At 56.2% G+C, this 18048-nt stretch carries 12 protein-coding genes and 2 pseudogenes; 6 read left to right on the forward strand and 8 right to left on the reverse strand.

Annotation, left to right across the window (positions count from 1 at the left end; all coding sequences use genetic code 11):
* The 3 genes and pseudogenes from AMR42_RS20615 to AMR42_RS21645 all read left to right on the forward strand — a co-directional run.
* Positions 1–201: pseudogene (locus AMR42_RS20615) on the forward strand (hypothetical protein); the annotation flags it as partial.
* Positions 202–581: 380 nt separating this feature from the next.
* Complete coding sequence (locus tag AMR42_RS14880; protein ID WP_099534450.1) at positions 582–827, forward strand: antitoxin; 246 nt, start codon at positions 582–584, stop codon at positions 825–827.
* Positions 824–1221, forward strand: a pseudogene (locus tag AMR42_RS21645) (type II toxin-antitoxin system VapC family toxin). Before AMR42_RS14880 ends, AMR42_RS21645 begins: the two are co-directional and overlap by 4 nt.
* Before the next feature lie 253 nt (positions 1222–1474).
* On the opposite strand, the gene AMR42_RS14890 reads toward AMR42_RS21645, so the two are convergent.
* Positions 1475–3064, reverse strand: coding sequence for a glycoside hydrolase family 57 protein (locus tag AMR42_RS14890; protein ID WP_099534451.1), 1590 nt, complete (start codon positions 3062–3064; stop codon positions 1475–1477).
* Between the two features lie 476 nt (positions 3065–3540).
* On the opposite strand from AMR42_RS14890, the gene AMR42_RS14895 reads away from it, so the two are divergent.
* Positions 3541–3939 (forward strand): hypothetical protein, encoded by a 399-nt coding sequence (locus AMR42_RS14895; RefSeq protein WP_199858199.1) that lies wholly within the window; start codon positions 3541–3543, stop codon positions 3937–3939.
* A 77-nt stretch (positions 3940–4016) separates the two neighbouring features.
* Here AMR42_RS14895 and AMR42_RS14900 read toward each other — a convergent pair whose 3' ends face one another.
* The 4 genes from AMR42_RS14900 to AMR42_RS14915 form a co-directional block, all read right to left on the reverse strand.
* Entirely contained in the window at positions 4017–5453 is a 1437-nt protein-coding gene (locus AMR42_RS14900; RefSeq protein ID WP_199858200.1) for a sensor histidine kinase, read from the reverse strand.
* A gap of 708 nt (positions 5454–6161) precedes the next feature.
* The gene (locus AMR42_RS14905) at positions 6162–8930 is read right to left on the reverse strand and encodes an EAL domain-containing protein (protein ID WP_158234498.1); all 2769 of its coding nucleotides are present in this window, start codon (positions 8928–8930) and stop codon (positions 6162–6164) included.
* Positions 8931–9264: 334 nt separating this feature from the next.
* A complete protein-coding gene (locus tag AMR42_RS14910; RefSeq protein ID WP_158234499.1) occupies positions 9265–10356 on the reverse strand; it encodes a metallophosphoesterase in 1092 nt (363 codons plus the stop codon).
* A 101-nt stretch (positions 10357–10457) separates the two neighbouring features.
* Entirely contained in the window at positions 10458–11063 is a 606-nt protein-coding gene (locus AMR42_RS14915) for a shikimate kinase (protein WP_099534454.1), read from the reverse strand.
* Positions 11064–11174: 111 nt separating this feature from the next.
* On the opposite strand from AMR42_RS14915, the gene AMR42_RS14920 reads away from it, so the two are divergent.
* A complete protein-coding gene (locus AMR42_RS14920; protein WP_099534455.1) occupies positions 11175–12062 on the forward strand; it encodes an ABC transporter permease in 888 nt (295 codons plus the stop codon).
* Between the two features lie 59 nt (positions 12063–12121).
* Positions 12122–13471 (forward strand): CHAT domain-containing protein, encoded by a 1350-nt coding sequence (locus AMR42_RS14925; protein ID WP_199858201.1) that lies wholly within the window; start codon positions 12122–12124, stop codon positions 13469–13471.
* A 136-nt stretch (positions 13472–13607) separates the two neighbouring features.
* Here the strand turns inward: AMR42_RS14925 and AMR42_RS14930 are convergent, their stop codons facing one another.
* The 3 genes from AMR42_RS14930 to pyk form a co-directional block, all read right to left on the reverse strand.
* Positions 13608–14048: a hypothetical protein gene (locus tag AMR42_RS14930; protein WP_099534456.1), complete on the reverse strand. Its 441-nt coding sequence runs from the start codon at positions 14046–14048 to the stop codon at positions 13608–13610.
* Positions 14049–14093: 45 nt separating this feature from the next.
* Positions 14094–15830: a CTP synthase gene (locus AMR42_RS14935; protein ID WP_099534457.1), complete on the reverse strand. Its 1737-nt coding sequence runs from the start codon at positions 15828–15830 to the stop codon at positions 14094–14096.
* A 280-nt stretch (positions 15831–16110) separates the two neighbouring features.
* Entirely contained in the window at positions 16111–17538 is a 1428-nt protein-coding gene (gene pyk, locus AMR42_RS14940) for a pyruvate kinase (protein ID WP_099534458.1), read from the reverse strand.
* Positions 17539–18048: the final 510 nt, after the last annotated feature.

Below are 18048 nucleotides of genomic sequence, written 5' to 3' on the forward strand. Positions count from 1 at the left end.
GCAGCGGAACCCCTCTACCTCCGCTGCTTGACGATTTTGGTTGAAAAACTCGGTCAAGACCATCCCAACACCAAGGCTGGGTTCAGCAATTTTCGTCACCTCGTGCAAACCGTCATCGAAGCCGATCGCGCCGCCGACCTCTCCGACCACCCCCTCACCCAATCCATCCTGCAACAACTCACCACCCCACCCAATCCGTAGGGGCGCATCGCCATGCGCCCTCCGATACGCGAGATTTCCGCCAACCAATTCGTCTCAAGCGATCAATCCTGGCGGAGGGCGTACAGCGGTACGCCCCTACCCATGCGGGAAAACCGATTCTTGTGGGGCCACATCGCCATGCGCCCTCCGATACGCGAGATCTCCGCCAACCGATTCGTGTCAGGCGATCAATCCTGGCGGAGGGCGTACAGCGGTACGCCCCTACCCGATCTCTTCATCGATACGGAGAAAACCAGATCGTGTATCCCCAGGGGCGATTAACCCACCCCAAGACCCGCGATACCATTGAGACAACGCAATCCTAAACGTCCTGCGCCCACGATTAATGACCGCCAACACCATCACCGAAGGAATTCTCGATGGAACGAGTCGAAATTACTAAACAAGATCAGGGCTGGACAATCATTTTGCCCGAGTCGATCGACTTCCTCGGCGAAGCAGTTTATCTCAAACCCCTAGGCAGCGCCCTGATTTTGCTCCCCGCTGCCAATCCCTGGCAAATTTTGTTTGAGAGCCTCACACTCTTTTCCGAAGATTGCTTCGAGGATTGGCCAGAAACTCGCCCCCAAGACTTGCCCCAAGAACGCGAGGAATGGTTTCCATGAAATTCCTCCTCGACACCAACATTTGCATTTACTTAATCAAACACAAACCGCCCCAAGTTATTGATCGCTTCCGCGCCTGCGAACTCGGCGATATTGCCATTTCGAGTATTACCGTTACCGAACTCGACTACGGCATTGCCAAAAGCCAACAGCGCGATCGCAATCAGGCCGCCCTCGATCGCTTCTTGTGGCCCTTAACGTCCCCTTCGATCGCAATGCCAGCCATAACTATGGCAAACTTCGCTACAGCCTCGAACGCCAGGGACAATCGATCGGCAACATGGACTTACTCATCGCGGCCCACGCCCTCAGCTTGAGCCTGACGATCGTGACCAATAATGTCCGAGAATTTAGCCGCGTTCCCTACCTTGCCATTCAAAACTGGGCAGAATAATCCTCGGCTGAACTTCTCTCATCCTGCAACTACTCAACACCCCACCCGAAACCCCGTAGCGGTGCGTAGGGCACAAACCCCATCTCGGGAACCTGCGAACCGTTGCCCTACGCACCGCTACTACCATTGACGCGGGCAAACTCGTGATCCCGAGGGGCGATCGACGGTGCGTGGGAGCCAAACCAGCCAAATCGTTACCCCGCAAGCATTCTCCCACTCACCCTACGCGATCGCCCCATTAACGCAGGGGAAATTACAACGGGCGATAGACGCGGTAATTGACGTTGGGGAAGATGTTGTCGATCGCCTCCACCTTTTGCAGCCAGCCCGAATCCACCTTGCCCGCGCGGATATCGTCGTAGAGCTTCGTGAACCGCATCATGTGCGATCGCGTCCGGCGCACCGCGTAGGGAACCATCGTCCCCGTCCGCATAATGAACGCCCAGTCAGACGACTGCGCCAACAGCAACTCCCGCGCCGCCTGGTTCAGGGCCCGCCATTCCAGCTCGTCGGCCGGCTCCAGCTTCGACAGTTCGATCATCCGTTCCGCGCCCTTGTGTAGGTGCGGATAGATCCAAGCATTCGTATCGTTCAGCCAATATTCATGGAAGCCCTTATAGCCCCAGCTCGATTGGGACGGGCGACAGACCTGCTGGGTCGGTTGCTTTTGCAAATAGTCCGACAGGTGGGTCATCTGGAACGTGTTCTGGTCAAACCAAGCTTTCCGGAACAGGAAATCTAGGAACCAAGGGCCTTCGTACCACCAGTGGCCAAACAGCTCCGCATCGTAGGGCGACACGACGATCGGGGGGCGCTGCATCAAGCCATTCAGATAGGCCACCTGTTGGCCCCGGTTGAACATGAAGTTGGTGGCATGTTCCGCCGCCTTTTCCCGGGCCCAATAGGGATCGTAGAGCGCCTTATCGGACAGGCCCGCCGTGCGACTGGTGATTTTGTGGTATTTGATGCCCACATTCTTCCGCTGGCCGTTGGGCATGATGTAGGGCTTGATGTAGTCGTAGTCCGCTTCCCAGCCGATGTCTTTGTAGAATTCGCGGTACTCGGCCGCGCCAGGGTAGCCCACTTCCGAAGACCAAACCTGTTGGGAGGATTCGTGGTCGCGCCCAAAGGCGGCCACCCCTGCTTCGGTGAAGATGGGGGCGTAGGTTCCGAAGCGAGGGCGGGGCCGCGCGTACAAGATCCCGTGGCCGTCGGTGAGGAAGTAGCGCAGGCCGGCATCGGCCACCATCCGTTCAAGGCCTTCGTAGTAGGCGCATTCGGGCAGCCAAATGCCCTTGGGAGCGCGGCCAAAGTTTTCTTCGTAGTGGTCAACGGCAACTTTCAGTTGGGCCCACACGGCCTGGGGATACATCTTCATCAGGGGCAGGTAGCCGTGGGTTGCGCCGCAGGTGATGATGTCGATGTTGCCGGAGTCTTGGAATTTCTTGAAGGCGGTTACGAGGTCGCGATCATACCGTTCCCACAGTTCCCGTACTTCCTGGAATTCTTTGATGTAGTGCTCGGCCAGGTAGCGCAGGTGTCCGTTGAATTCGTTGTGGACGTATTCTTTTTCGACGAGTTCTTGCAACTGAGCGAGGTGCTGATCGTAGCGGTCTTGCAAGAGGGGGTCGCGGAGCATGGACACCAGGGGCGGGGTCATGCTCATGGTGATTTTGAAATCTACGCCATCGCGCTCGAGTCCTTCAAAGGCGCGTAACAGGGGGACGTAGGTTTCGGTGATGGCTTCGTAGAGCCACTCTTCCTCTAGAACGTAGTCGCTTTCGGGGTGCCGGACGAAGGGCAGGTGAGCGTGCAGGACGAGGGCGACATAGCCAAGGGTCATAGCAATTGTCCTAGAGCGCAATTAATAAGGCTGAGGCGATCGTTCGTGGGATCGCTCTGGCCGGATCGGCGTAAAGCTTGGCTTAAGCTTTAGCAGATTTTAAGGCGAAGTGCGACCGGGGGTAGGTCGTGAATTTGACCAGATGTTGGGCGATCGGGATCTATGGGGATCTGTGGGGATCTGTCGGGATCGGTTGAAGTCTTGAGAGATCCCAGGCAGAAGGGCGGCAAATAACCCCCTAACCACTGTAAACGGGGAGACGGCGTGAACTAATGGCGTGCATGGGCGTTGGTAATCAATGGGCTGGCTATCCCAGGCGATCGGGTGTTGGCTTTCGATCGCTGGGGAGGGGTTCGGCTGCCTGTTCGCAGCGTGGCTGGGCGGTTGCTCCCAATCAGCGTTGGCCGCGCCAGAATGGAGATGATTCCAGTTGTGCTCCATGGGCCACTCTGCGCCGAGCACAAGGAGCAAAACCCATGCATTTAAGCCTGATGGGCGATTCCCTCAGAATTGACTTGGAGGGTTGGGAAAAGCTGTGGGCTTTTCATTGGCCCCTTTATTTGGAAGTCCCGATCGCGCAAATTCAAGCCGTGCAGTTAGGAGCACCGCCCAGCGACTGGCGAGAACTGCGTGCGCCGGGTACATTTCTGCCGGGTGTGATCAAAGCAGGAACCTACTACACAAGGCGCGGCCGGGAGTTTTGGTATGCCACTCATGACGGTGGAGCGTTTCTGACGTTGAAGCTGACGGGCCATCAATATGCTCAGGTGGTGTTGACGCTGCCGGATGCGGCAGACTGGCAACGGCGTATTGATCGAGTCATCCCGCCGCCGACTCCCGTGAGCTTGGGGCAACTTCAGTTTGGCTCGCTCTAGCTTTGGCCCGCCCTAGTTTTGGCTCGCGATCGCCCATGGACGGCTGGCGCTGGGCCCGGGTTGGCGATCGGGCGATCTTAGAGATCGGCGGTGAGGGGCAACCACACTTCAAAACTGGTGCCGGGTAAATCAAAGGGGCGATCGGGATAGGTTTCTGGCCAACGGGGCGATCGCAGGCGGAGGTGGCCCCCATGGCGCGCAATGATTTCGTGGGTGATGGCCAAACCCAGGCCCGTTCCTTTCCCGATCGGTTTGGTGGTGAAAAAGGTCTCAAAGATTTTGGTCTGAATGGCTTCGGGAATGCCGGGGCCATTGTCGGCAATTTCCACCATCACCCAGCCCGTCACATCCATGGTGCGGGGTTCCACCGCCGCGATCGAGGCCGGCTCGATCGCGGCCAAATCCGCCGGTAACTCATCCACGCATTGGGTGCGGATCATGATGGTCGGCTGCCAGCGTTGTCGCTCCAGTGGCGGAATTTGGTTTTGCACCTCCAGCAGCGCATCCACCGCATTGGCCAGCAGGTTCATAAACACTTGGCTCAGGTGTCCCGACTGGCAAGCCACCAGGGGCAATTCGCCATAGGTGCGGATCACTTCCACCCCTTCCCGCAGGCGGTTGTTGAGCACAATCAGAGTGCTCTCGATGCAATCGTGCAGGTCGGCAGCTTTGAAGGTTTCTGATCCCACATGGGAGAAACTTTGGAGACCGGCAACGGTTTTTTTCAGTTTGTCTGCCCCGATCGCCATGCTGTCGATCAGTTTGGGCAAATCCTCCCGCAGGAAGTCAAACTCCATGGTCGATCGCAACTGTTGCAAGGTCTCGGGAATTTCCGGCAACAGGGCTTCATAGGCCGTCACCAGCTCAATCAAATCTCGGGTGTATTGGGTCAGATAAACCACATTGCCCGAAATGAAATTCACCGGATTTTTAATTTCATGGGAAATGCCCGCCACCATCCGCCCCAGGCTGGCCATTTTCTCCGCTTGAATCACCTGAGCGCGGGTTTGCTCTTGAATTCGCTGCATGGCTAGCTCGTGAATTTGGGATTGAGCCACCAGCAACTGGTGAATATCCAGCAGGCAATAGCAGCCTTCCTGGGATTCCACTGCCAACGGTTCATAGAGCAAATCGGGCGATCGCTCCAGGGCCGCCCGCCCCGCCTGCACCACGAGCGTGCTGCCCGACAACACCAACAGCGGCACATGGGCGTATTGATACATTACGCGCAGGGGCCGATGTAAGAACAACTCCGGGCCGTATTGTCGGCTCAGGTGCTTAAAAAAACGCCGCCGCGACAGCAGCCCTGCAAAGGCTCCTCGATCGAGCAATACGGCCCCTGGCAGCAGGGGATCCGCCTCCAAGGCTTGGGCCAGCTCAATCCCCGGCTGTGACAAATCCATGGCAAAGCAGGATAGGCACAGGTCATTGAGCGTGGACTCCAAATTCAGCGAGGCAGCAAGATTGGGCAGCACAGCCGGAGCAGCCATGGTTGAAGTGGAAGTGGCAAGCATAGGAAATGAGGGTGCAGAGGGACGGGCGAGCCGCCAACAGGTTCAGAGCGTTGCACTCGGAGCCTGGGGCCGATATCAGAACCGAGATGTCATGGGAAAGAATGAATCAGGCTGGCACGCTCGATTGACATCGCCTTAGATAGCCATACAACCCCAAGGGAATCCAGTGTTGATCAACCAATCGCCTTGGTCAGTGGCCTCGGTCAATTGACTCGGTTTGATGAATCGATCGCTTGGAATCGGGGTCTTAAGATTACTTGGTCGCAGGTAAACGTTCCCGACTTCTATCCTTTTCAAGGCTAGCATCTTACAGCAGGAAAGACAGAATAGATCTACCATAAAATCTTGTCAAAGCATCTGATTTCAATCAGCCTGGCGTTGTCAGGGCAAGGCTTTGCCGTGACAGCAAGTTCATTATTGAATCATCGGTTCAAGAGATCTTCATGATCTTTTTCGGGAATATTTTTAGGAAATGAGCTAAGGGGATTTTTATTGAAATTTGATCTGTTGATAATATGCGTTTAACCAATATTTAAACAAATGACAGTAACAATCTTTTCTGCACTCAATTTTGCTGCCTTGAGCTGTGGCGGCCTTGTCCGATCTTGATTGCGCGTTCTTGAGCCAATTCCCGATCGAGGTTTTGATATTGCCATTCGATCGGGCATCGATCAGACCCGATCGCGACCATGGGGAGTAATCAGCAACTTAGCAGAGGGGATGGCGAGCCGACTGGGAACGGGGCAAGGAACGAATGGCCGGTGGCAATCCGGCATTGAGAAACTGACCAGCTTCCTCGGCGGGCACGGCTCTGGAGAATAAATAGCCCTGGCCAAAGCCGCAGCCCAAGTCTTGCAGGTGATCAATTTGGGGTTGGGTTTCAATGCCCTCGGCAATGACACTGAGGCCCAAATCGTTGGCTAAACCGATGACGGCACGGACGATCGCCGCGTCGCGTTGATTTTCGAGCATGGCTTGAATGAACGATCGCTCGATTTTGATCGAGTCGATCGGGAATTCCCGCAAATAGTTGAGGGAGCAGTAGCCCGTGCCAAAGTCATCGAGGCAAATTTTAATCCGCCGTTCCCGCAGTCGATCGAGACAGGCGCGGCTGGCGTTGGGATCCAGCGCCAAGGAGGTTTCGGTGATCTCTAGGCGCAGTTCGTAGCCTTCCAGGTCGTAGGCATCCATCAGCACTTCAATCAGGTCAGCCAACTCGGGAACCAGTTGCCGGGCCGAAAGGTTGACATTCACCCAAATGGGAAACACTTCGGGCATTTGGGTTTTCCAGATTGCAATTTGCTTGCAAGCGGACTGCAACACCCAATTCCCGATCGGGACGATCGCCCCGCGATCCTCCGCCAACCCAATGAAAGAAGCGGGCATCATTAACCCGTGGCGCGGGTGTTGCCAACGAATCAGGCTTTCAAACCCCACAATCGATCGAGAGTCGAGGGAAACGATCGGTTGGTAATGCAAACAAAATTCCCGCCGCTCGATCGCCCAGCGCAAATCCGTTTCCAGTTGCAAGAGCTGTTCCGTGTCCGATTGCAGGGCCGCATCAAAAATCACAAAACTGCCATTGCGCTGTTGTTTGGCCCGATGCAAAGCCGCATCCGCATCGCGCAAAATCCGATAGGGCTGGTCGGGGCGCGAATCTCCGTGGGAATCGGGGCGGCAAACAATGCCCATGCTTGCTTGCAAAAACACATCGCGCCCATCCACCACAAAGGGATCGCGAAACACATCCTGAAGGCGGTGGGCGGCGGCCTTGGCGGCGGCCAATTGCCCCTCGTCGGAGGTGGCGGCGGACTCCACCAACACCACAAACTCATCCCCCCCCGTGCGAGCCAGCACATAATCGGGGGAAATGGCCTTTTCCAAACGGCCCGCCAGCATCATCAGCAGCCGATCGCCCACCCAATAGCCCAGGCTGTTGTTAATCCGTTTGAAGCCGTCAATATCCAAAAACAGCAGCACAAAGCGAAACTGCGGATCGCGCCGCCCCCGAGACACGGCCTCCACCAACCGCTCCAAAAACCAAGCCCGGTTCCACAGGCCCGTCAGCACATCATGGGAGGAGTTGTATTGCAATTGGGCTTCCACCCATTTGCGGGAGGTGATGTCTAGCAGGCATCCTTCGTAATAGAGCAATCGTCCGTTGCGATCGCGCACGGCCTGGGCCCGTTGATCCACCCAAATGCGTTGGCCGTCTTGGCAATAGACCTGACATTCAAAGTTGCAAGCATCCTGACTTTGTTCCAACAGTTCCAGGAAACGCACTTCATCGGCCGGGCGCACGTAGAGGCGGCGATCGGTGGCATTCAGGGCCCGCAGGGCCGCTGCGGGAGACTCGTAACCCAAAATGGCCGCAAAGGCGGGATTGGCATGGAGATAGCGACCATCGGGGGCCACCTGAAAAATCCCCTCGATCGCCCGTTCAAACAGGTTGCGGTAGCGGGCTTCGGCCTGTTTGTGCTGCAAAATGGGCCCCAGTTGGGCGGTGACGATCGCCAACCGATTCAGCAAGGTTAAGTCCCGCTCTCGGGGGCTGGTGGCAAACAAAGTCAGCACTGCCAACACGTGATCGCCGGTCAAAATGGGCAACACCACGCTCGATCGCAAGCCCACCCCCAGGGCCATTTGGCTGCGGCTGCAATGGTCGATCGACTCCATCTCGTAGTTGCTGATCCATTCCGGGCGTTTGGTTTGCCAGACTCGTCCCGGTGGCTGGCAACCCAGCTTTAGGGTCAAGTCCAAGCTCGCCTGCCGAAACAAGTTCACCCCCTCGATCGCACAGAACCAAGCGGGGCTGCAAACCAGCGACGCACCATCCAGGCTGGGAACCCAAGCTTCGCCCGCCACCCAGCCGGTTTCTTGGCCCAACACTTGCAACGCTTCTTCCAAAGCGGAGTCAAAATCGGCCGCCGCACTGGTCACGGCCACAACCCGGTTCCACAAGTCGGCATAGGCCGGGGATTGGGCTTCGGCTAAGGACGAAGACGCAGCCGCCGCAACGGTGGAAGGGCAAGATTCTGCACTGGCTGCACCCCCCATGGGCCCCATGGAACGGTTGCCCCCCTGCACCACCCCATCCCCCAACGCCTCAGGGTTGGCATGGGCCAGAAAACGGGGCAATCGGAGCGATCGGGGAAATTGGGGCGATCGAACCCGAGGCCAGAGCCAGCGCCACCGGCCCAGCGGCCCAGGAACCGCCCCCAAGGAATCCGCCGCCATCAGGCTGGGATCCAGAACCTTCAGCAGGCGATGGCGCAAGAGGCGATCGCTCACCCACAGCACCAGGGACAAACCCGTTAGGCCCAGGGGGCCCCACAATTCCGTGTAGGGGCTGCGATGCGGCAATTCTTCGGGCCAAGGGGTTGTGGGCGTTGGGCCGGTTCCCAAATCTTGGGGCGATCGCGCCATGGCCGATCGCCCCACCCCCTCAATGCAACCCAAGCAGATCACCAAGGCCACAGCCAACCCTAACGGGAGAACCGATCGTGGCGGACGACTTTTACCCCCCGGCCGCCGGATTCGGCAGCTCGATCGGTGATTTCGTTGACTGCGCACTACACCCCAACCATTTCGTCCTTGAGTCATGCCTGCCCCTACTTATCAGCGACATCAGCCCTAGTTTTGGCAATCCCGGGCCGTCGTTTTTGAGTGCTAGTCAGCCATCGCTCATCGATCGTCTACCCAATGGTCGATCGGGAATAACCCAACCAACACTTTGCAGAATTGGCGAAAAATCGATTGGCGTTTGGGATTAGCGTTCAATTTTTCGCGCCCAACTTTAAGTGTTCTCTATTTAAATTTTGACCTTCAAAGCATGATTTTTGGACAGTAGTTGATCGCGCCGCACCAACCGACCGTTAAACCCAACAATTTCCCGAGGTAGCTGATCATCACGCAGGGAGCGGAAAGGATTGAGTTGATAACTGCTATACCGCAAATTGGGAGATCCAAACCGTGCATCAATGACGGTCAAAGTGCGGATTGGAGTGCTAGAGGTGCCCAGCCACGATCGCGCACCGCCTCCCAAACATCCCAGGTGTAATAGATCGACCATACCCATACGCGCCGGAAAGTAAGCATGGTGATGGCCCGTGATGTAGGCAGTGACTTGGGCCCGTTCCAAGAGCGATTGCACTGGAGCCGTGTCTCGCAATACATTTCCCGGCTGGTTGCGTTGGGGAGTAACCGCATGGAGTGGCATATGACCCAACAGCAATCGTACCTGGGCTGCTCGGCCGACTTCTGAGGTAAACAACTGTTCGGCCCGTAATAATTGTTCCGTACTAATGACGGGCCCCGAAGCATCCCAGGAGACAATTAGGGCATTTCCCATCCGAAATGCATAAAAAAAAGGGAACCAGGCATCATCCACCCAGTCCCAATTCATGGTTGATCGCTGTCTTCGCCAATAGGCTGCGGCTTCGTTTCGATCGAGTGCATATTTAAAAGTTCGATCGGGCAAGGTGATGTTTGAAGCGTCGTGATTGCCCAAGGTGAACGCAAAGGGAATCCCCCCTTGGCACAGCGGTTGATAGATGGTGCGATCGAACCCGGCCCACATGGCTTGGAACTGCGATCGGGTGAGGCCCAGCTTTTGGCCCGCCACCATGTCCCCGCCACAAATCACCAAATCCGGCTGCCAGCGCTGAATCAGGGCGATCGCCTGATGAACCTCCGCGCGGTAATCCGTTTCGCCATAGCCATTGTTCAGATCGCTGATGGCAATGATCCGCAAATCACCCCGATCGGGCGGAGGGGCTGGCTCCAAATTGGGAGGACTTTGGGCCCAGGTGCGATCGGCCCGTTGCAGCCAGGTCGCCGCCCCCGTGGCCAGCAAACCACCGGCCACTAGATTTTGAACAAACTGACGACGAGATTGGGTCACAATGACGGCCTCTGGGGGGTAATCAACCGTGATTGATTGACTTGATTGATTAACTGGCTTGATTAACTGGCTTGATTGACTGGCTTGATTAACTGGCTTGATTAATTTTCGGTGGAGCCAGTCACCTCCGGCCGCAAGACTCCGCGAATACCCACCAGAATTTGATCCACCACCTGGGCGGGGGACTGCTCCGGCCCGATCGCCACTTGCAAGTCCGCTTGGGCATATTGGGCCGATCGACGATCGCGCAACTCCGCCAAGGCCGCCACCGGGTCGGGCGACTGCAACAGGGGCCGCTGGGCAATTTCGGCTGGATCCGACTGCAAGCGGTTCACGATCGTCTCCAGGGTGGGATCCAACCAAATCACCAATCCATGGCGTAAATAACCCCAATTTTCCTGTTGGGTGACAATGCCGCCTCCGGTGGCCACCACCAATCGCTTATAGGCGGACAGTTGCGACAACACTTGGGTTTCCAGTTGGCGAAAGGCCGCCTCGCCTTCGGTGGCAAAAATTTGGGCGATCGACTGGCCAGCAGCCTGCTCAATCAACTGATCTGTGTCAAAAAAGCGATAATCCAGGGCGGCAGCTAACTGGCGGCCGGTGCTGCTTTTTCCTGACCCCATTAGCCCGACTAAATACAGACTGGTGCCACGAATCAAGGTGGCGAGATGTTGGGGATTGGGTGGCTCGGAAAAGTCAGTCATGGGATAAGGCAAAAATGGTGCGGTCTATCGTGCGGTTGCTATAGAACACGATAGGGCAGGACAGAACAAGCCAGAACTAGACAAAATTAGACAAAATTACAAACCAGGTCAATGAATCACTCGGAAAGTCTGTGGGGGGCGGCTTGGCGGCGATTTTGTCGCGATCGGTTGGCCCTGTTTGGGCTAATTTGCCTGGGGGCGATCGGGCTGGCGGCCCTGGTGGGCCCGTGGCTCTATCCCCTTTCGCCCACGGACTTGGACTATGGCCGCGCCTACCAAGGCCCCAGCCTGGCCCATTGGTTGGGCACGAACGATCGGGGGCAGGATTTGTTGGCGCGGGTGCTGTCCGGTGGGCGGGTGTCCCTCACGGTGGGCATTGCTTCAATGCTGGTGGCGGTCACCTTGGGCACAACGATCGGGGCGGTGGCGGGGTTCTATGGCGGCTGGGTGGATGGGCTGTTGATGCGGCTCACGGATTTGTTTTTGGCCTTGCCTCAGTTGCCCCTATTGTTGCTGCTGATTTATCTCTTTCGGGAACCGTTGCGGGCGATCGCGGGGCCAGAATTGGGGATTTTTCTGCTGGTGATTGGGGCGATCGGCGGGCTGAACTGGATGAGCGTGGCGCGGTTAATTCGGGCTAATTTCCTGACCCTGCGAGAACGCAATTTCGTGTTGGCGGCCTATGCCTTGGGGGCCCGATCGGGCTGGTTAATTTGGCGGCATATTTTGCCCAACGCGATCGGCCCGGCCATTGTTGCGGCTTCCTTGGCGGTGGGCACGGCCATTTTGACGGAATCGACCCTGAATTTTTTGGGGCTGGGCTTTCCGCCCGATGTGCCCACTTGGGGGCGAATGCTCTACGATGCCCAGAATTTTTTGGAAACCGCGCCGCATATGGCGATTTTTCCGGGGCTGGCGATTTTTATGACGGTTTTAAGCGCCAATTTCATCGGGGATGGGCTGCGGGATGCGATCGACCCGCAACAGCGATCGTCTTGAGGTTGCCCTGACGATCGCCCTGTTGCCTTGTTTGAATAGGAACAGCGTTTTCACTACCCATGGGCGATCGCATGATTCGACAGTTGACGGCGAGCCTGGCAGCCGTAATGGTGGGCAGCACGATCGCGCCGCCGGGTTGGGCCAGCCAGCCCAGCGAACCCGTCACCCCCGCCAACGTGGTCAACAAAATCGAAGCGTTGTGGGAGGGGGAATACGAACGCCAATTCAACCGCGACTTACCCGCCCGACGCATTTCGGCGGCGATTGTCTCGGAACAGTTGCGGGAAATGGAACGGCGCACCGGCAAGCGATCGGCGCTGCTGTACATGATGCCCCGGGACAATGATGTGGAATTGGTGTTGGTCACCGGCCGCAGCGAACCCAGAATTGAAATCATTCCCGGCACGTCCCAAGCGGCCATCAACGAAGCGGTGAAGCTGCTGACCGTTGCCATCACCAACCCGGTGCAGCGGAACGGGGTCAGCTATTTACCCTATGCCCGACGCTTGCACAATTGGTTGATTGCCCCGATCGAGTCACAACTCCAGGCGGAAGGGATTGAGCTGCTGATTTTTTGCCCCGGCGAGGGGTTGCGATCGGCTCCCTTGGCAGCCCTGCACGATGGCCAGCGCTTTTTGATTGAAAAATACGCGATCGCTCGAATTCCCGGCTTCAGCCTCTTTGATCCTCAAGCGGGCAACCTCCAGCGATCGCGGGTGCTGGCCATGGGTGCTTCGCAATTTGAAGACACCACCAACCTCAGTCCCTTGCCCGGTGTGCCGATCGAACTGGAAGCGATCGTGGGCAATGGCGATCGGCCCGGTCTGTGGCCCGGTCGTTATTTCTTGAACAACCAGTTCACCTTGGGTGCGCTGCAACGGGAACGCCAACGCAGCGACTACGGCATCGTACATTTGGCGACCCATGCGGAATTCAAAGCCGGTCGCCCCGAAGCGTCGTTTATTCAGTTTTGGCAAGAGCGATTGAGCTTGGCGCAAATCCAGGCGATCGACTGGATCAGCAAGCCGGTGGAATTGTTGGTGCTTAGTGCTTGTCGAACCGCCGTGGGCGATCGGGAAGCGGAGTTGGGCTTTGCGGGCATGGCGATCGCGTCCGGAGTCAAGGCCTCGATCGCCAGTCTTTGGTATGTGAGTGATCGGGGAACCCTAGCCCTGATGAACGAGTTTTATCGCCAGTTGCGCCAGGCCCCCACCAAGTCGGAAGCCCTGCGCCAAGCCCAATTGGCGCTCCTGCGCGGCCAGGTGCGAATTGAGGGCAATGAGCTACGCGGCTCCGGGGCCCGGGGTGGCACGGTGTTTCTGCCGCCGGATATTGCTGCCACCGGCCAGGAACTGCTATCGCACCCCTACTACTGGGCGGCGTTCACCGTCATCGGCAATCCTTGGTAGCGTCTGGCAATCACAACCCTGTACGCCCCCAGATCAACACAGACAAGGGGCTTAAGCCCCTTGCCCCACGCAGGTTTAAGCCCCTTACCCCCATGACGATTGAGGCTTGTGTTGATATCGATCGCCCATCGGGGGGTCAATTACCCATCAGGGGGTCGATCGCTCCGGGGCCCGTGATGCATTTAGTGATGTAGTCATTCACCAGGTGATAGGCTTCGGCGTTGAGTTCCGGATGCAACACCATATCTTGGCCATTGTCCGGCAACCAAAACACCAGCCGCCCGTTAGCCGATCGGGAGAAGGCCCGAATGGTTTTCAGATTGATGGTGTATTGCCGTCGATCGTAAACCAAATTCACCCAGTAACAGTCGGCGTTGGCATCCGGCAGGCGATCGATAAATTCCATCACCTGCCGGTAGGCCGTTGGATGATCCTGGGGAACCAAAACAACGGGCATGGCAGAGTCCGGCAGCCAAAACGAGATGCGCTGGCTGCTGTCACGCGCAAAAAACCGAATACTCGCCAAATTCACGAGATATTCGTTGCGTTCGTAGGAAAACTGAATCCAATGTGCCACAGCCGCGCGATCGCCCGAACGACATCAACCTTACTCTACAAGACTCTACAAGTTCGCCAGTTCCGCCTCTGCATTACTTGCAAAAGTGGACAGGGGATCTTCTGCCGGATCCTCCACGGAATTCACCGCCTCTAGGGATGCCAAAGCCGGTTCCGGCGGGGCGATCGGGGCTGGGCTGCTGGGCGCTTGTCGGGCGATCGCCGCTTGCACAAACCCCAAAAACAGGGGATGGGGACGGTTGGGCCGTGACAAAAATTCCGGGTGAAACTGCGTGGCCAAAAAGAACGGGTGACTCGGCAACTCCACAATTTCCGCCAGCCGACCATCCAGCGATGTGCCACTGATGCGGTAGCCGGTTTCGATCACCTGCGATCGATAGGAATTGTTGAACTCATAGCGGTGGCGGTGGCGCTCATAAACCACCTCCTTGCCATAGAGCCGGTGGGCCAAACTGTCGGGTTGCACTTGGCAGGGATACAGCCCTAGGCGCATCGTGCCGCCCAAGTCCACCACGTCTTCCTGTTCCGGCAACAGCCCAATCACAGGATTTTCGCATTGGGGATCAAATTCCGCGCTGTTGGCCCCCGGCAGACCGGCCACATTGCGGGCCCACTCAATCATGGAACATTGCATTCCCAAACAGAGGCCCAGGAACGGAATATGGTTTTCTCGGGCGTAGCGGATGGCGGCGATTTTGCCGTCAATGCCCCGAATCCCAAACCCACCGGGCACCACGATGCCGTCCACATCGCTGAGGTATTTTTCGGGCCCCCCGTTTTCCAAGTCTTCGGAGCTGACCCAGCGGATGTTGAGTTCGCTGTGGGTGTCGATCGCGCTGTGGCGCAAGGCTTCCACCACGGATAGGTAGGCATCGCTGAGGCTGACGTATTTACCGACGATCGCCACGGTCACGGTGCGCACAGGATTATGTAGGCGATCGACCAAATTTCGCCAACGGCTCAGATCCGGCTGGCGAGGCTCCATCCCCAACAGATCGAGGACTTGGTGGGCGAGGCCTTCTTCTTCCAAGCTCAGGGGCACATCATAGATGCTGGGCTTGTCCATGGCGGGAATCACGCAACTTTCGGGCACGTCGCAAAATTCCGACAGCTTGGCCCGTTGGTTGGCCGGCAAGGGCTGAGAACATCGACAAACAATGATGTCGGGCTGAATCCCGATCGACCGTAACTCCTTCACCGAGTGCTGCGTGGGCTTGGTTTTTGTTTCGCCCGCCGCCGGAATCCAGGGAATCAGCGTCACATGGACATAGAGCACATTGTTGCGCCCCGCATCCTTGCGGAACTGGCGCACCGCCTCCAGGTAGGGCAGCGACTCAATATCCCCCACCGTTCCGCCAATTTCCGAAATCACCACATCGGAGTTGGTGTTGCGGGCCACCCGATGGATGCGATCGCGAATTTCCCCCGTGATGTGGGGAATCACCTGCACCGTGCCGCCGTTATAGTCGCCGCGCCGCTCCTTGTTCAGCACCGATTGATAGATTTGGCCGGTGGTGACACTGTTGAGGCGCGACATGTCCGTATCGGTGAAGCGCTCATAGTGGCCCAAGTCTAGGTCGGTTTCGGCTCCGTCGCCGGTCACGAAGACTTCGCCGTGTTGGAACGGACTCATCGTGCCGGGGTCAACGTTGATGTAGGGGTCGAGCTTGAGAATGGAAACCGAATAATTCCGAGACTTGAGCAGCCGACCGAGACTGGCGGCGACGATTCCTTTGCCAATGCTGGAAACGACACCACCGGTTACGAAGATGAATTTGGTCATGGCTGGCAAAAATTTTGGTGCTTGTAGCGTCGGTGCGCGTGAGGGGCGATCGGGTTGCCGATGAACTGACAGATGATTAACTGACAGATCAATCGATCATCTCAACAGATCGTCAGAAGATCGTCAGCAGATTGTCAGATGAAACCCGTCGGGTTTGAACAGCCGGGTTGAACGCCCGGGTTGAACGCCCTCAATTCTGCCATAGGGCCTTGGCGCGATCGCTGGGATTTTAGGGCGATCGCTCCTGACCCCAGGCGCTCAAAATGCTCAGTCTCCCTTGCTAATCGGCGGCAATCGTGTGAATTTTCAGGAAATTGGTACTCCCAGCCTTGCCAAAGGGAACACCGCCCATCACCAAAACCTTATCCCCCGGCGCTGCATATTGACGAGCCAGCAAATCTTGCTCCACCAGCGCCAACGCAGAGGCCAACGTTTCCCCATTAAATCCCTTCAGCAAAATGGGCCTGACTCCCCAACTTAAACTCAAACGGTGATAAACCTTGGGGTCGGGGGTGTAAGCAATGATGGTTGTTTTGGGGCGCTCCGCCGATGCCAGTTGGGCGGTGTATCCCGTTTCGGTGAATGCCACAATGCATTGCAAATCGATCGTTTCATCGATCGCGTGCAGGGCTTCACTGATGGCATCCGTATCCTCATTTTGATTGGGTGGATAGTTCACAAATTGAATCGAGGGTTCCACCTCCGTGGCAATCCGCGCCAACATTTTGACAGACTCGATCGGGTAGCTGCCCACCGCCGACTCACCGGACAACATCACCGCATCTGTACCATCCATAATCGCATTCGCCACATCACTGGCCTCCGCCCGCGTGGGGCGTGGATTATGGATCATGCTGTCCAACATTTGGGTTGCCGTAATCACCGGAATTCCCCTTTGATTACAGAGGCGAATGATCTGTTTTTGAATCAAGGGCACTTTCTCCGGGCGCATTTCCACTCCCAAGTCCCCTCGCGCCACCATCACCGCATCACACTCATCAATAATTGCCTGCAAATTGGCGATCGCCTGTGGTTTTTCCAACTTGGCCAACACCGGAATTTCCGCACCCTTAGCCGCCAACAATGCCTTCAGCACCTGCACATCTTCCGGCTTGCGCACAAAGCTCAAAGAAATCAGATCAACCCCCTGGGCAATCCCAAACTCCAAATCCCGTTTATCTTTGTCGGTAATGGAAGGTAACTGCAAATCTAGGCTGGGAAAATTCACCCCTTTGCGACTTTTGAGAATGCCACCTTCAATGACCTGGCAATGAACCGCATGACCATCAATCTGTTGCACAGATAACTCCAACAGCCCGTCATCCAGCAACACTTGTGTGCCGGGTTCCGCTTCGGCGGCCAAGTGCGGATAGTCAATGCCAACGGTGTTGGGTTGATTTTGATATTCTGCGATCGGGACGAGGGTTAAGATTTCTCCTTCTATGAGGGGAATTCCTTCGGGGGGTAAATCACCCACGCGGATTTTTGGCCCTTGCAAATCTTGCAGCAACATCAGGGGCAAATCCAGTTCTTCGGAGGCTTGCCGCAGTCGCCAAATTCGCTCCGCATGATCATCATAGTGACCATGGGAAAAATTTAGCCGTGCCACATTCATGCCCGCCAAAAGCATTTTGCGGATCATTTCTGGAGAATCGCTGGCCGGCCCGATCGTGGCCACAATTTTGGTGCGATGGGTTAACGGTTTCATATCATTCTTGCCTAACTGACAATACCGGCATCAAATGCGGAACCTGAAGAGATTCACCCCAACGCAATATCCCTGATCATTCAGACCCAATGATTCAGATCAGAACAGCGGCAACTTCAGCACCTTTAGCAACATTAATGTTGAATAATGAAATTAAACGTTAATGTTGCTTATGGATGGCAAATCGCGCCATAGGAATTGATCGTGGATCCCTAAAAATTGGATCACCGATAACCCGATCTTGGTTTTAAAGACCGAGAACTGTCAATAAAGAAATTAGGAAGATTTGCCTACTGTGCTCTGCAATACCAAACTCGCAGAATTGATAATCAATTCAATTGACTCATTCAATGATTCGTCTGTAGGGTGGGCAATGCCCACCAACTAACTGCTTCATAGTGTTTACGATATGGCGTGCTAATTCGCTTTAGGCAGTGGCTATATTAATGCAATGATTAATCTTTTGAAATAAATAACTATTTAATAATAACTATTTAATAATAACTGTTT

The organism is Limnothrix sp. PR1529, assembly GCF_002742025.1.
Taxonomy (GTDB): Bacteria; Cyanobacteriota; Cyanobacteriia; order CACIAM-69d; family CACIAM-69d; genus CACIAM-69d.

Excerpts from the sequence above, each read along its gene's own strand:
- AMR42_RS14880 (WP_099534450.1), top strand. The coding sequence starts at position 582 with ATGGAACGAGTCGAAATTACTAAACAAGATCAGGGCTGGACAATCATT.
- AMR42_RS14915 (WP_099534454.1), bottom strand. The coding sequence starts at position 11,063 with ATGACTGACTTTTCCGAGCCACCCAATCCCCAACATCTCGCCACCTTG.
- AMR42_RS14900 (WP_199858200.1), bottom strand. The coding sequence starts at position 5,453 with ATGCTTGCCACTTCCACTTCAACCATGGCTGCTCCGGCTGTGCTGCCC.
- AMR42_RS14935 (WP_099534457.1), bottom strand. The coding sequence starts at position 15,830 with ATGACCAAATTCATCTTCGTAACCGGTGGTGTCGTTTCCAGCATTGGC.
- AMR42_RS14920 (WP_099534455.1), top strand. The coding sequence starts at position 11,175 with ATGAATCACTCGGAAAGTCTGTGGGGGGCGGCTTGGCGGCGATTTTGT.
- AMR42_RS14895 (WP_199858199.1), top strand. The coding sequence starts at position 3,541 with ATGCATTTAAGCCTGATGGGCGATTCCCTCAGAATTGACTTGGAGGGT.
- AMR42_RS14925 (WP_199858201.1), top strand. The coding sequence starts at position 12,122 with ATGGGCGATCGCATGATTCGACAGTTGACGGCGAGCCTGGCAGCCGTA.
- AMR42_RS14890 (WP_099534451.1), bottom strand. The coding sequence starts at position 3,064 with ATGACCCTTGGCTATGTCGCCCTCGTCCTGCACGCTCACCTGCCCTTC.
- pyk (WP_099534458.1), bottom strand. The coding sequence starts at position 17,538 with ATGAAACCGTTAACCCATCGCACCAAAATTGTGGCCACGATCGGGCCG.